This window comes from Helcobacillus massiliensis, assembly GCF_014191425.1.
GTDB classification, from domain to species: domain Bacteria; phylum Actinomycetota; class Actinomycetes; order Actinomycetales; family Dermabacteraceae; genus Helcobacillus; species Helcobacillus massiliensis.
Map to the genome: position 1 here is coordinate 631,872 of NZ_JACHWP010000001.1, position 14,638 is coordinate 646,509.

The 14,638-nt window shown below is 68.6% G+C and carries 14 protein-coding genes; 13 read left to right on the top strand and 1 reads right to left on the bottom strand.

The genetic code is table 11. The features are described 5' to 3' along the window. Window positions 1–242 precede the first annotated feature (242 nt). Entirely contained in the window at window positions 243–1,358 is a 1,116-nt protein-coding gene (ald, locus tag FHX50_RS02905; protein WP_183374253.1) for an alanine dehydrogenase, read from the bottom strand. Between the two features lie 146 nt (window positions 1,359–1,504). Between ald and FHX50_RS02910 the strand changes: the two genes are divergently transcribed. The 13 genes from FHX50_RS02910 (at window position 1,505) to rpoZ (ending at window position 14,633) form a co-directional block, all read left to right on the top strand. Continuing rightward, the gene (locus FHX50_RS02910) at window positions 1,505–3,109 is read left to right on the top strand and encodes an ABC-F family ATP-binding cassette domain-containing protein (protein ID WP_183374255.1); all 1,605 of its coding nucleotides are present in this window, start codon (window positions 1,505–1,507) and stop codon (window positions 3,107–3,109) included. A 147-nt stretch (window positions 3,110–3,256) separates the two neighbouring features. Beyond that, entirely contained in the window at window positions 3,257–3,814 is a 558-nt protein-coding gene (gene efp / locus FHX50_RS02915; protein WP_183374257.1) for an elongation factor P, read from the top strand. A gap of 2 nt (window positions 3,815–3,816) precedes the next feature. Further along, window positions 3,817–4,311: a transcription antitermination factor NusB gene (gene nusB, locus FHX50_RS02920; RefSeq protein ID WP_183374259.1), complete on the top strand. Its 495-nt coding sequence runs from the start codon at window positions 3,817–3,819 to the stop codon at window positions 4,309–4,311. A gap of 73 nt (window positions 4,312–4,384) precedes the next feature. Next, on the top strand, window positions 4,385–4,966 hold the full coding sequence (pyrR, locus tag FHX50_RS02925) for a bifunctional pyr operon transcriptional regulator/uracil phosphoribosyltransferase PyrR (RefSeq protein ID WP_183374261.1): 582 nt from the start codon (window positions 4,385–4,387) through the stop codon (window positions 4,964–4,966). Then, window positions 4,963–5,916, top strand: a complete 954-nt coding sequence (locus FHX50_RS02930; protein ID WP_183374264.1) for an aspartate carbamoyltransferase catalytic subunit — start codon at window positions 4,963–4,965, stop codon at window positions 5,914–5,916. Before pyrR ends, FHX50_RS02930 begins: the two co-directional genes overlap by 4 nt. Continuing rightward, window positions 5,913–7,214 carry a dihydroorotase gene (locus FHX50_RS02935; protein ID WP_183374266.1) on the top strand — a complete coding sequence of 434 codons (1,302 nt, stop codon included), beginning with the start codon at window positions 5,913–5,915 and terminating at the stop codon, window positions 7,212–7,214. Before FHX50_RS02930 ends, FHX50_RS02935 begins: the two co-directional genes overlap by 4 nt. After that, window positions 7,207–7,773 carry a PH-like domain-containing protein gene (locus FHX50_RS02940; protein ID WP_183374267.1) on the top strand — a complete coding sequence of 189 codons (567 nt, stop codon included), beginning with the start codon at window positions 7,207–7,209 and terminating at the stop codon, window positions 7,771–7,773. Before FHX50_RS02935 ends, FHX50_RS02940 begins: the two co-directional genes overlap by 8 nt. After that, window positions 7,770–8,924 carry a glutamine-hydrolyzing carbamoyl-phosphate synthase small subunit gene (carA, locus tag FHX50_RS02945; protein WP_183374275.1) on the top strand — a complete coding sequence of 385 codons (1,155 nt, stop codon included), beginning with the start codon at window positions 7,770–7,772 and terminating at the stop codon, window positions 8,922–8,924. Before FHX50_RS02940 ends, carA begins: the two co-directional genes overlap by 4 nt. Beyond that, the gene (gene carB, locus FHX50_RS02950) at window positions 8,924–12,268 is read left to right on the top strand and encodes a carbamoyl-phosphate synthase large subunit (protein ID WP_183374284.1); all 3,345 of its coding nucleotides are present in this window, start codon (window positions 8,924–8,926) and stop codon (window positions 12,266–12,268) included. Before carA ends, carB begins: the two co-directional genes overlap by 1 nt. After that, window positions 12,265–13,104: an orotidine-5'-phosphate decarboxylase gene (gene pyrF, locus FHX50_RS02955; protein ID WP_183374287.1), complete on the top strand. Its 840-nt coding sequence runs from the start codon at window positions 12,265–12,267 to the stop codon at window positions 13,102–13,104. Before carB ends, pyrF begins: the two co-directional genes overlap by 4 nt. Before the next feature lie 142 nt (window positions 13,105–13,246). Further along, window positions 13,247–13,573, top strand: a complete 327-nt coding sequence (mihF, locus tag FHX50_RS02960) for an integration host factor, actinobacterial type (protein ID WP_183374289.1) — start codon at window positions 13,247–13,249, stop codon at window positions 13,571–13,573. Window positions 13,574–13,653: 80 nt separating this feature from the next. Then, the gene (gmk, locus tag FHX50_RS02965; protein ID WP_343064032.1) at window positions 13,654–14,211 is read left to right on the top strand and encodes a guanylate kinase; all 558 of its coding nucleotides are present in this window, start codon (window positions 13,654–13,656) and stop codon (window positions 14,209–14,211) included. An 80-nt stretch (window positions 14,212–14,291) separates the two neighbouring features. After that, on the top strand, window positions 14,292–14,633 hold the full coding sequence (rpoZ, locus tag FHX50_RS02970) for a DNA-directed RNA polymerase subunit omega (RefSeq protein WP_183374293.1): 342 nt from the start codon (window positions 14,292–14,294) through the stop codon (window positions 14,631–14,633). Window positions 14,634–14,638: the final 5 nt, after the last annotated feature.

Sequence of the window (14,638 nt, forward strand, 5' to 3'; positions counted from 1 at the left end):
CACCGCCAAACAGTCGACGTGGCCGACAGCCGACTGGCAAGTCGTTGTCGAATACACCACCAAGGATGGCCGGAAGTGGCGCATGACCCGGGTCTGCCCGAGCGACCCGCGAACCGGTGGAACCTGCACTTCGTCCACAGTTCAGATCTGAAGCCGACCATATGACGAAGCGGCGGGCCCCTGTGGGGGCCGGCCGCTTCGTCATTCCCGCGTGGAAACTGTCCACGAGGCGGGGGAGCGCCTCAGCCGAGAACGCTGCTGATCTCCTGCGTCTCGATGCCGAGTGCTTCGCCCACACCGGCGTTGAAGAGCGCACCATCATGGGTGTGCAGGCCCTTCGCGAGTGCTGCATCGTCGGCCAGCGCAGCCCTCCAGCCCTTGCCCGCGATCGCCATCACGAACGGCAGCGTCGCATTGTTCAGCGCCGTCGTCGCGGTGCGCGGAACCGAGCCCGGCATGTTCGCCACGCAGTAGTACGTGGTCTCATGTACCCGGAACGTCGGGTCGTCATGCGTGGTCGGCCGGCTGTTCTCGAAGCAGCCACCCTGATCGATCGCCACATCCACCAGCACCGCGCCCGGCTTCATGCCGCGCACCATCTCATCGGTCACCAGCTTCGGCGCCTTCTTACCCGGGATCAGCACCGACCCCACGACCACATCCGCGTCCCGCATGTGCTCCGCCAGATCGAGGCTGGTGGAATACGCAGTGCGGATCGACCCACCATGCGTCAGATCGATCTGACCCAGGCGCGCCACATTCACATCCATCACGGTGACGTCGGCCTGCATGCCGCGCGCCATGATCGCGGCCTGCTCACCGACCACACCGCCGCCCACCACCAGGATCCTCGCCTTCGGTGTGCCCGGGACACCGCCCATCAGCACACCCGCACCGCCCAGCGGAGCCATCAGATGGTAGGCCCCCACCTGCGCCGCCAGACGCCCAGCGATCGCGCTCATCGGCGCCAGCAGCGGCAGCGACCCATCCGGGCGCTGCACCGTCTCATACGCGATTGCGGTGGTGCCCGCCTCCAGCAGAGCCCGAGTCAGCGACTCATCCGCTGCCAGATGCAGGTAGGTGAACAGGATCAGGTCACTGCGAAGGTATCGGTACTCCTCCTGCAGCGGCTCCTTCACCTTCACCACCATGTCCGCCCCGGCCCACACCTCCTCGGCGGACTCCAGTACGGCAGCGCCGGCCTTTTCATACGCGGCATCATCGAAACCGGCGCCCACACCCGCACCCGCCTGAACGGACACGCTGTGCCCGGCCGCAACGAGCTCATGCACCGCGGCGACCGACAGGCCCACCCGATACTCGTGGTTCTTGATCTCCTTCGGCACTCCGATGCGCACAGCAGCTCCTTCCTGTTGATGGGGAGCGCCGGCCGCTCCGACACTCACCCCGGCTGGTCACCTCCATCACATCACAGAGGTCTCGGGACCTGTGTCGGTGCGCGTAGGATCAACAGGGCCCGAAACAGCGAGACGCAGAGGTGTTCATGATCAGCGTGCAGGACCTGGAGATCAGAGTGGGCGCACGCCTCCTGATGGAGAACGTCAGCTTCCAGGTGAACAAGGGGGACCGCGTCGGCCTCGTCGGCCGCAACGGCGCCGGCAAGACCACCCTGACCCGCACCATCGCCGGCGACCTCCAGCCCGCGAACGGCACCATCGACACCCGCGGCCAGATCGGCTTCCTCCCGCAGGACACCCAGGTCTCCGATCCCACCCAGACCGTCCTCGCCCGCATCCTCTCCGCCCGCGGCCTCGACGAGATCCACCGCCGCCTGGCCAAGGCGGAACATGAGATGGCGGACATGTCCATCAGTGCGGACCGCCGGGAGAAGGCCCTCAACCGCTACAGCCGCCTCTCCAATGAACTGGAGATCCAGGGAGGCTACGCCGCTGAGGCGGACGCCAAACAGCTCGCCGCGAACCTCGGCATCCCCAACAGCCTCCTCGAGAACGAACTCGGCACCCTCTCCGGTGGCCAGCGCCGCCGCGTGGAACTCACCCGCATCCTCTTCTCCCAGGCCGAAACCCTCATCCTCGACGAACCCACCAACCACCTCGATGCCGACTCCGTCAGCTGGCTGCGCGACTTCCTCATGACCTACCCCGGCGGGATGGTGATCATCTCCCACGACGTCGCCCTCGTGGAACAGGTGGTCAACAAGGTGTTCTACCTCGACGCCAACCGCCACGTCATCGACATCTACAACATGGGCTGGAAGAACTACCTGACCAAGCGTGAGGACGATGAGAAGCGCCGCCGCCGCGAACGCCTCTCCGCCGAGAAGAAGGCCGCCGCACTCACCACCCAGGCCGAGAAGATGAAGGCGAAGGCCACCAAAGCGGTCGCAGCGCAGAACATGCTCCGCCGCGCCGAACGCCTCCTCGACGGGGTCGAGGAGGACCATCAGCGCGACAAGGTTGCGAAGCTCCGCTTCCCATCCCCGGCGCCCTGCGGACGCACCCCGCTGAAGGCCGACGGGCTCTCGAAGTCCTACGGGTCCCTGGAGATCTTCACCGGTGCCGACCTCGCCATCGACCGCGGCTCCCGCGTGGTCGTGCTCGGCCTCAACGGCGCCGGCAAAACCACCCTTCTGCGACTCCTCGCCGGAGTGGAGACCCCCGATTCCGGCGAGGTCATCGCCGGGCACGGCCTGCGCCTCGGCTACTACGCACAGGAGCACGAGACCCTCGACGGTGACCGCACCGTCCTGGACAACATGCAGCGCGCCGCCGGCGATATGGCCGAGGTGGAGGTGCGCAAGATCCTCGGCTCGTTCCTCTTCACTGGGGACGATGTGCACAAGCCCGCGCGAGTCCTCTCCGGCGGCGAGAAGACCCGCCTGGCCCTCGCCACCCTGGTGGTCTCCAGCGCCAACGTCCTCCTGCTCGATGAGCCCACCAACAACCTCGACCCCGCCAGCCGTGAGGAGATCCTCGGGGCGCTGCACGCCTTCGAGGGCGCGATCGTGCTGGTCAGCCACGACCCGGGCGCCGTGCGCGCCCTCAACCCGGAGCGCGTGCTCGTGATGCCGGATGCGACCGAGGATCTGTGGGGCCCCGACTACGAGGAGCTCATCGAGCTCGCCTGACGCAGTGCTGCGTCCCGTGTGTTCAACGGGTCACCACCGTCTGCGACCTGCACGATCACCGGGCCGGCTCTTGTAGGATGGGGCGGACATGCGCCCGCGACCGGGACGAGCCCGAACGAGAGCGCTCAGAGACTATCGAGGAGACCCATGGCAACGAGCAACGACCTCAAGAACGGCATGGTGCTGAAGATCGACAACGGCCTCTGGCAGGTCGTGGAGTTCCTGCATGTGAAGCCCGGCAAGGGCCCGGCCTTCGTGCGCTCCAAGCTCAAGAACGTCCTCACCGGCAAGACCGTGGACAAGACCTTCAACGCCGGCGTCAAGGTCGAGACCGCCACCATCGATCGCCGCGACATGCAGTACTCCTACAAGGACGGCGACATGTTCGTCTTCATGGACACCAGCACGTGGGAGCAGACCAACCTCACCGAAGAGCTCGTCGGCGACAGCGCTGACTACATGCTCGAAGGCCAGGACATCGTCATCGCCTTCCACGAGGGCAACCCGCTGTTCGTGGAGCTGCCGCCGTCGGTGGTCCTCACCATCACCCACACCGAGCCGGGCCTGCAGGGCGACCGCTCCTCCGGCGGCACCAAGCCCGCCACCCTCGAAACCGGCAAGGAGATCCAGGTGCCGCTGTTCCTCGAACAGGACACCAAGGTCAAGGTCGACACCCGCACCGGCGAATACACCGGGCGCGCCTGAGCATGACCGACCTCCCCCTTCCGGAGCGCGACGGAGCGGACGTCGAGCTCGTCCGCTCCGTCGCTGCGGACACCTCCGGCTTCAGCGCCACCACCCGCGCACGCCTGCGCGCCGTCGATGTGCTGTTCGAAGCCGATCTGCGCGGCGCCGACACCGCCGAGATCGCCGAGAGCCGCACCCAGCGCTCCACGGCCCAGACCACCCTGCCCGAACGGGCCCGCGCCTTCGCCGACCTCTACGCCCGCCACCGCGCAGATGTCGACGACGCTCTGCACACCCACTCCGAAGCGTGGCAGCTGTCGCGCATGCCGGCCGTGGACCGTGCCATCCTGCGCCTGGGCACAGCGGAGATCCTCTTCTCCGAGCAGGACACCCCGCCGGCGATCATCATCCGCGAGTACGTCCGGATCGCGGAGCAGATCTCCACGGAGAAGTCGCCCGCGTTCGTCAATGCGCTCCTGCAGCGGATCGCCGACATGAAGGAGCTCCTCGGCTGACCCCGTCGGCCCGGGCGCTCCGCCCACCCGCCCTTTAAAATCGCGTCCAGAGAGGCGCGGAAGGGAGCCACACATGACCGATACACCCACCACCCGCACCGAGGTCCTCCGGGCGGACGAGATCAGCCGAGCGCTCACCCGCATCGGCTTCGAGATCGTCGAAGCGCAGAAGGGCGAAGACGACTTCGTCATCCTCGGCATCCACAACCGCGGCGTCCCCCTCGCACGCCGCATCGGCGAATCGCTGCGCCGCACCGGCGCCACTGACCGCGAGATCGACGACTTCGTCGGCACCCTGGACATCACCATGTTCCGCGACGACCTCGCTCAGCACCCCACGCGCGTCCCGTACTCCACGGACCTGCCGCCCAGCGGCATCGACGGCCGCACCGTCGTCCTCGTCGACGACGTCCTCTTCTCCGGCCGCACCATCCGCGCCGCATTGGACGCCCTCAGCTCCCTGGGCCGCCCGCGCAACGTGCGCCTGGCCGTCCTCGTGGACCGCGGCCACCGCGACCTGCCGATCCGCGCAGACTTCGTCGGCAAGAACCTCCCCACCTCCCGCCGCGAAGCCGTCCGCGTCCACCTCACCGAGACCGACGGCGACGACGCTGTCCTCCTCGAACGCCCCCTCACCGAGGAGGAGACCCGATGAAGCACCTCATCTCCATCGACGACCTCACCCGCCAGGACGCCATCGACGTCCTCGACACCGCGGAGCACATGGCGCAGACCCAGTCCCGCTCCATCCGCAAACTCCCCACCCTCGTGGGCCGCACCGTGGTCAACCTCTTCTTCGAGGACTCCACCCGCACCCGCATCTCCTTCGAAGCGGCCGCCAAGCGCCTCAGCGCCGACATCATCAACTTCTCCGCCAAGGGCTCCAGCCTGTCCAAAGGGGAGTCTCTGAAGGACACCGCGCTCACCCTCGACGCCATGGGGGCGGACGCCATCGTGGTCCGCTCCTCCTCCTCGGGCGCCGCGCACCTGCTCGCCAATGCCGGCTGGATCGACAAGCCGATCGTCAACGCCGGTGACGGCACTCACGAGCACCCCACGCAGGCGCTGCTGGACGCGTACACGCTGCGCCGCCACCTCGTGGAGGGGCCGACGGGCTCCGACCTCGCCGGCAAGCGGGTCATCATCGTCGGCGACATCCTGCACTCCCGCGTGGCCCGCTCCAACGTGAAGCTGCTCAGCCTGCTCGGAGCATCCGTCACCCTCGTCGCACCGCCCGCCCTCATCCCCATCGGCGTCCAGTCGTGGCCGTGCGAGGTGTCCTACAGCCTGGACGCCGCCATCGCCGAAGGCGCCGACGCCGTGATGATGCTGCGCGTGCAGCGCGAGCGCATGGTCGGCGGCGGATTCTTCCCCACCGAAGGGGAGTACTCCCGCCGGTTCGGCCTGTCCACCGACCGCGCCGACCGCCTCCCGGACCACGCCGTCGTCCTGCACCCCGGCCCGATGAACCGCGGATTCGAGATCGCCAGCGATGTCGCCGACGGTCCCCGCAGCGTCATCGTCGAGCAGGTCAACAACGGCGTCAGCGTCCGCATGTCCGTCCTCTACCACGTCCTCGCAGCCCACACGGAGGAAGCATCATGACCTCGATCCTCATCACCGGCGCCTCGCTGTACGGCGACACCATCGCCGACGTCCTCATCGACGGCGAGGACATCGTCGCCGTCGGCCCCGAAGCGACCGGCCGCGTCACCGCCACCACCGAAAAGGTCGACGGCACCGGATGCATCCTCCTGCCCGGCCTCGTGGACCTCCACACCCACCTGCGCGAACCGGGCGGCGAAGAGGCCGAAACCGTCGACACCGGCACCATGGCCGCAGCCCGCGGCGGCTTCACCGCCGTGCACGCCATGGCCAACACCACCCCCACCGCCGACACCGCCGGTGTTGTGGAGCAGGTGCACCAGCGCGGTCAGGAAGCCGGGCACTGCGACGTGTTCCCCATCGGCGCGGTCACCGTCGGCCTCGAGAGCGAGCGCCTCGCCGACCTCGGTGCCATGGCCGAATCCGCTGCCCGCGTCCGCGTCTTCTCCGACGACGGCAAATGCGTGTTCGACCCCCTCCTCATGCGCCGCGCCCTCGAATACGTCAAGACCGTCAACGGCGTGATCGCGCAGCACGCGCAGGACCCCGCCCTGACCCCCAACGCGCAGATGCACGAAGGCGCCGTCAGCGCCGAGATCGGCCTCATGGGCTGGCCCGCCGTCGCCGAGGAGTCGATCATTGCGCGCGACGTCCTGCTCGCCGAGCACGTCGGCTCCCGCCTGCACGTGTGCCACCTGTCCACCGCCGGCAGCGTCGACATCATCCGGTGGGCGAAGCAGCGCGGCATCGCCGTCACCGCCGAAGTGACCCCGCACCACCTCATCCTCACCGACGAGAAGGCCCGCACCTACAGCGCCCGCTACAAGGTGAACCCGCCGCTGCGCACCCAGAAGGACGTCGACGCCGTCCGCGAAGGACTCGCCGACGGCACCATCGACATCGTCGCCACCGACCACGCCCCGCACCCGCGGGACGCGAAGGACACCGAATGGGACCGCGCCGCCTTCGGCATGACCGGGCTGGAGACCGCCCTCAGCATCGTGCAGGCCACCATGGTGGACACCGGCCGCCTCACCTGGCGGGACGTCGCCCGCGTCATGAGTGAGAAGCCCGCCCAGATCGGGCTCGACGCCCGCCACGGCCGCCCCATCGCGGCAGGGGAGCCGGCGAACCTGCTGCTGTGGGACCCGTCGACCACCGCCACCGTGGACCCCGCCGACCACGCCTCGCGCTCCTCCAACACCCCCTTCGAGGGAATGGACCTGCCCGGCACGAACCGCGCCACCATATTCAACGGCCGGTTCACCGTGCGCGACGGGGAGCTCGTGCATGGATGAGCTCCTCAGACCCGACCGCTTCATGCCGCTGGCGGTCCTCGGCGTCCTGTTCATCGGCATCCTCGTCGCCATGTGGTTCGGATGGAAGAACCGCACCGACTCCGACTCCGACCTCCCTGAACCGCTCCCGGTCTCGAACCTCGACCTTCCCAGTGAGGACGAGATGACCGAAGCGGTCGAGGAGCACCCGGCGCCGTCCGCCTCGGACCGCTGGGAGGCCGACGGGATCTACGTCTCCACCACGAAGGCGCGCCAGCCGCTGGAACGGGTCACCGTCCACAACATGGGCGCCCGCAGCGAAGTGACCGTCCGCCTCGGCAGCGACCGCATCCAACTGGTCCGCTCCGGCGCCACCAGCTTCGAAATCCCCATGCAGTCCGTTCTGCAGATCACCACCGCGCGCGGCATGGCCGGCAAGGTCGTCGGCAGGAACGGCCTGTCCGTCATCCGCTGGCGACTGGGGGAGCGGGAACTGGACACCGGCATCCGCTTCCACACCCGTGACGACCACAACGAATTCCTGACCCGCAGCACCACAATCCACCAGGAGAACTCATGACGCGCGATGGCGCCCTTCTGATCCTCGAAGACGGCACAGTCTTCCGCGGCGACGCCTACGGCGCGCGCGGCACCACCCTCGGCGAAGTGGTCTTCACCACCGGGATGACCGGCTACCAGGAGACCCTCACCGACCCCTCCTACACGGGCCAGATCGTGGTGCAGACAGCCCCGCACATCGGCAACACCGGCACCAACGCCGAGGACATGGAGTCCTCCCGCATCTGGGCCGCCGGATACGTTGTGCGCGACGCCGCCCGCCGCACCTCCAACTGGCGCAGCGAGAAGCCCCTCGTCGACGCCCTCACCGACGCCGGGATCGTCGGCATCGCCGGCATCGACACCCGCGCCCTCACCCGTCGGCTGCGGGAGTCCGGCGCCATGCGCGGCGGCATCTTCTCCGGCCCCGCCCTCGACCAGGCCGACGAGGCCGCCCTCCTCGAGCAGGTCCGCACCGCTCCCACCATGGAAGGCGCCTCCTTCGTGGACGAGGTGACCACCCGCGAGGCGTACATCATCCCCGCGGAGGGCGAGAAGATCGGCACCGTTGCGGCGCTCGACCTCGGCATCAAGTCCGCCACCCCGCGCCACATGGCCGCCCGCGGACTCGACGTCCATGTCCTGCCAGCCGCCTCGGGCATCGAGGACATCCTCGCGATCAGCCCCGACGCGGTCTTCTTCTCCAACGGCCCCGGTGATCCCGCCACCGCCGATGAGCAGGTGGAGGTGCTGCGTGAGGTCCTGCGCCGCGGCCTGCCGTTCTTCGGCATCTGCTTCGGCAACCAGCTGCTCGGCCGCGCCCTCGGCTTCGGCACCTACAAGCTCAAGTACGGCCACCGCGGCATCAACCAGCCCGTGCAGCGCCTTGCCACCGGCCAGGTGGAGATCACCAGCCACAACCACGGATTCGCTGTCGACGCACCCATCGGCGAGGCCGTCACCGCCCCGCACAACGACGGCGAGTTCGGCCGGGTCCGCGTCAGCCACGTCTGCCTGAACGACGACGTGGTCGAAGGCCTCCACCTGGAGGACCGGCCCGCGTTCTCCGTCCAGTACCACCCCGAATCCGCGTCCGGCCCGCACGACGCCAACTACCTGTTCGACGCCCTCGTGGACATGATCCGCACCCACCGCGCAGGAAAGGACTCCTGATGCCCCGCCGCACTGACATCTCCTCCGTCCTCGTCATCGGCTCCGGCCCGATCGTCATCGGCCAGGCCGCCGAGTTCGACTACTCCGGCGCTCAGGCGTGCCGCGTCCTGAAGGAAGAGGGCCTGCGGGTCATCCTCGTCAACTCCAACCCGGCGACCATCATGACCGACCCGGAGATGGCCGACGCCACCTATGTCGAGCCCATCGACCCGGACGTCATCCGCACCATCATCGCCAAGGAACGGCCCGACGCGATCCTGCCGACCCTCGGCGGGCAGACCGCGCTCAATGCCGCCATCGCGCTCGGTGAGCGCGGCATTCTCAAGGAGTTCGGCTGCGAACTCATCGGCGCCTCCATCCCCGCCATTGAGAAGGCGGAGGACCGCCAGCAGTTCAAGGACGTGGTGGAGCGCGCCGGTGCCGAATCGGCCAGGAGCCGCATCTGCAACTCCATGCAGGAATGCCTCGACGCCGCTGACGAGCTCGGCTATCCGATGGTGGTCCGGCCGTCCTTCACCATGGGCGGCCTCGGCTCCGGCATGGCGTACGACGAAGAGGACCTGCGGCGCATTGCTGGCGACGGCCTCCACTACTCGCCCACCACCGAGGTGCTCCTCGAGGAGTCCATCCTCGGCTGGAAGGAGTACGAACTGGAGCTGATGCGCGACCGCAACGACAACTGCGTGGTCGTCTGCTCCATCGAGAACGTGGATCCCGTCGGCGTCCACACCGGTGACTCCATCACCGTGGCCCCGGCGATGACGCTCACCGACGTGGAGATGCAGAAGATCCGCGACATCGGCATCGCCATCATCCGCGAGGTCGGCGTCGACACCGGCGGCTGCAACGTCCAGTTCGCGATCCACCCCACCACGGGCCGCATCGTCGTCATCGAGATGAACCCGCGCGTCTCCCGCTCGTCGGCGCTCGCCTCCAAGGCGACCGGCTTCCCGATCGCGAAGATCGCCACCCGAGTCGCCCTCGGCTACACCCTGGACGAGATCCGCAACGACATCACCGGCACCACCCCCGCCAGTTTCGAACCCGCCCTCGACTACATCGTGGTGAAGGTTCCGCGCTTCGCGTTCGAGAAGTTCCCCGCCGCCGACCCCACCCTCACCACCACCATGAAGTCGGTCGGTGAGGCGATGGCGCTCGGCCGCAGCTTCACCGAAGCGCTCGGCAAGGCGCTGCGCTCCATCGACGTCAAGGGCGCCGGGTTCCACTGGCGCGGAGACGCCCCCACCGGGGAGGAGCTGGACGCCCTCATCGAGCAGGCCGCCACCCCCACGGATCGCCGCCACGTGCAGGTGCAGCAGATCCTCCGCGCCGCCGCCTGCGGCGACCGCGGGGCCGACGAGCTCATCGACCGGCTCTACGAATCGACCGGCATCGACCCGTGGTTCCTCGACCAGATCCTGCTCGTCAACGAAGTGGCCGCCGAACTGCGCGACGCCGCCGTGCTCGACGAGCCGCTGCTGCGCCGCGCCAAGCGCCACGGCCTCAGCGACGAACAGGTCGCTGAGATCCGCGGCATCAACGACGACGTCGTGTTCGGGGTCCGCAAGGCCCTCGGCGTGGTGCCCGTGTTCAAGACCGTCGACACCTGCGCCGCCGAATTCGAGTCCCGCACCCCCTACTACTACTCCTGCTTCGATGAGGAGACCGAGGTGGAGCCGCGGGAGAAGCCGGCCGTGCTGATCCTCGGCTCCGGTCCGAACCGCATCGGCCAGGGCATCGAGTTCGACTACTCGTGCGTCCACGCCGCCATTGCGCTGCGCAACCCGGAGCTCGGGTACGACTACGAGACCGTCATGATCAACTGCAACCCGGAGACGGTCTCCACCGACTACGACATCGCTGACCGCCTCTACTTCGAACCGCTCACCTTCGAGGACGTCCTCGGGGTGTACGAAGCGGAGAAGGCCGCCGGCCCCGTCGCCGGTGTGATCGTGCAGCTCGGCGGCCAGACCCCGCTGTCGCTCGCGCGCCGCCTCGAAGAGGCCGGTCTGCCGATCATCGGCACCAGCCCCCACGCCATCGACATGGCGGAGGACCGCGGCCACTTCGGCTCCGTGCTGCAGGACGCGGACCTGCCCGCCCCTCCGTACGGCACCGCCTACCAGCTCGACGGCGCCCTCGAGGTCGCGAACACCGTCGGCTACCCCGTCCTGGTGCGCCCCTCGTACGTGCTCGGCGGCCGAGGCATGGAGATCGTGTACGACGACGAGCAGCTCCGCTCCTACGTCCAGCGCAACCTCCCCGAATCCGGCCGCGCCGACGCCCCGATCCTCATCGACCGGTTCCTCGACACCGCCATCGAGATCGACGTCGACGCCCTGTTCGACGGCGAGGAGCTGTTCATGGGCGGCGTCATGGAGCACATCGAAGAGGCCGGCATCCACTCCGGTGACTCCGCCTGCACCCTCCCGCCGATCTCCCTGTCCGATGCCCAGTGCGAACGCATCCGCGAATCCACCGAGGCGATCGCCCGCGGCGTCGGGGTGCGCGGACTGATCAACATCCAGTTCGCGATGACGCAGGACATTCTGTACGTGATCGAAGCGAACCCGCGCGCCTCCCGCACCGTCCCGTTCGTCGCGAAGGCGACCGGGGTGCCGCTGTCCCGCGCCGCCGCCCTGATCATGGCCGGCTCTTCGATCCAGGACCTGCGCGAGCGCGGCGTGCTCCCGGCCGAGGGCGACAACACCCTCATGCCGCTGACCCAGCCGATCGCGGTCAAGGAGGCCGTGCTGCCGTTCAAGCGCTTCCGCACCGCCAGCGGCCGCTCTGTGGACTCCATCCTCGGCCCCGAGATGCGCTCCACCGGCGAGGTGATGGGCATGGACCGCACCTTCCCGCGCGCCTTCGCGAAGGGGCAGCTCGCCATCGCCGGGAAGGGCCTGCCCACCAGCGGCACTGTGTTCATCTCCGTCGCCGATTCGGAGAAGCGCGCCATCGTGTTCCCCGCGAAGCGCCTGCTCGACCTCGGCTTCGAGATCGTCGCCACCGCCGGCACCGCCGGCATCCTCCGCCGCAACGGCGTGGACTGCACCCTCACCCGCAAGAAGTCCGAAGCGGCCGACGGCAGCAGTGAGCCCACCATCATCGACCTGATCGACACCGGGAAGATCGACATGGTGGTCAACACCCCGACCGGCTCGTCCGCGCGGGCCGACGGGTACGCGATCCGTGCCTCCACCACCTCAATCGACGTGCCCATCATGACGACGATCTCGGAGTTCTCCGCGGCTGTGCAGGCCATCGAATCCCTCGCCGACGGGCCCTTCGACGTCATGTCGCTGCAGGAGCACCAGCGGGACCTGGAGGGCGTGCGCCGATGAGCTTCGGAACCGATCTGCAGGCGTCCGTCGCCGAACGCGGCCCGATCGTCGCCGGCATCGACCCCCACGCCTCCGTTCTGGAGCAGTGGGGCCTGCCGAACACCGCGGCCGGTGCCCGTGACCTGTCCCTGCGCATGCTCGAGGCGGTCCAGGGCCGGGTCAGCGCGATCAAGCCGCAGGCCGCGTTCTTCGAACGCTTCGGCGCCGACGGGTTCGCCGTCCTCGAGGAGCTGCTGCAGGCCGCCCGCGCCGCGGGCGTCCTCACGATCCTCGATGCGAAGCGCGGCGACATCGGCTCCACGATGGGTGCCTACGCTGAGGCGTTCCTCGCGCCCGGCGCACCGATGGAGGTCGACGCCCTGACCGTCTCCCCGTACCTCGGCTACGGCTCCCTCGAGCCCGCCGCCGAACGGGTGTGCTCAGCCGGCAAGGGCATGTTCGTCCTCTCCCTCACCTCCAACCCCGACGGCCCCGAAGTGCAGCACGCCCGCACCGCGGACGGCGTTCCGGTCGCCTCCGTGATGGCTCGCCACGCCGCCGAGGCGAACGCTCAGGCGCGCGCCGCGGGGGAGTGGGGGAGCGTCGGACTCGTCGTCGGTGCGACCATCGGCTCGGCCGCCGCGGACCTCGGCATCGATCTGGACGCCGTGGGCGGGCCGCTGCTCGCTCCCGGATTCGGTGCCCAGGGCGCCGGTCCCGCACAGCTGCGCAGCGTGTTCGGCTCTGCCGCGCCGCGCGTGCTGGTGTCGATGTCGCGTTCGCTGATGGCGGCCGGCCCCGATGCCGGTGCGATCAGCGCTGCCTGCGAGAGCACCCGCGCCGACTACGCGCTCTGACCGGCCACGCGCCTGTCTGGGGATTCATCCCCGAGAGGGTGGGTTCTGACCATATCGCTCCGCTATCCTCAGTCGTGAGCGGGATCGCAGGCACACCCGGTGCTGTGCACCCGTCGGCCATTGGAATGAAGAGGTGACGAAGATGGCTCTTCCGACACTGACCCCCGAGACGCGCGCCGCTGCGCTCGAGAAGGCGGCGCGGCTCCGTCAGGAGCGGGCCGCGGTCAAGGCGCGCCTGAAGTCCTCGACCGGCAGCCGAGCGGACGAGATCCGCCGCCTGCTCGGCGAGGTCGACGAGTCCGAGGCCGTAGCGCGGCTCAAGGTCTCCGCCATGCTCGAATCGCTGCCCGGCATCGGCAAGGTGAAGGCAGCGCAGATCATGGAGGAGATCGGCATATCGCCGTCCCGCAAAATGCGCGGCCTGGGACGCCACCAGGCGCAGAAGCTCCTTGACCACTTCGCCGACTGACTGACTGATTGAGACACGTGACGACCCCTTCCTCTCGAACCCCCCGTACGACCCCCTCGCCGGCGGCTGAACCAGCCCGCGTGACCGTTCTGGCCGGTCCCACAGCCGTCGGCAAGGGCACGGTCGTGAACCGCCTGCTGGAGAAGCAGCCGAACCTCCACCTGTCGGTCTCGGCGACCACCCGGCCGCCGCGCCCCGGTGAGAAGGACGGCGAGCACTACCACTTCGTCAGCGAGGACGAGTTCACCTCCCTCGTGGACGCAGGCGACATGCTGGAATGGGCCATCGTGCACGGCAAGCACCGCTACGGCACCCCGCGCGGCCCCGTCATCGAACAGCTCCAGGCGGGCCGGCCCGTCCTGCTCGAGATCGACCTCGCCGGCGCCCGCCAGGTGCGCGCCTCAATGCCGGAGGCGCAGTTCGTGTTCCTCGCCCCGCCGTCCCGCGAAGAACTGGTCCGCCGCCTCATCGGCCGCGGCACCGAAACCGCTGAGGAGCGCGAACGCCGGCTGCTCACCGCTGAGACCGAGATGGCGGCCGAAAAGGAATTCGATCTGACGATCGTCAACGACGACCTCGACCGTGCCGTTGAGGAGCTCGCCCGCGTCATCGGCGTGGGAGACGTCACCGCCGCCTGAGGCGGCCGCTCCTTCCACCCGAACACCCCACCGCCTATGATGGTGGGTTGCAGTACGAACCGCTCGATGAAAGGACACCTGTGTCCGGAACAGTCGCACAGCCCGAAGGCGTCACGAATCCGCCGATCGACCGTCTCCTGGAGACCGTCGATTCGAAGTACGCTCTCGTGCTCTACTCGGCGAAGCGTGCTCGCCAGATCAACTCCTACTACTCGCAGATGGAGGACGGCCTCCTCGAGCACGTGGGACCGCTGATCGACACTGATCCGCAGGAGAAGCCGCTGTCGATCGCGCTGCGCGAGATCGATGAAGGCCTGCTCACCGCCAAGGAGCATGATGACTCCGAGCCGGAGAAGCCAGCGCGTCAGCCGCTCAAGCTCGGCGATGACGCCCCCGAGGCACCGATCAGCTTCGAACTCTGAGCACC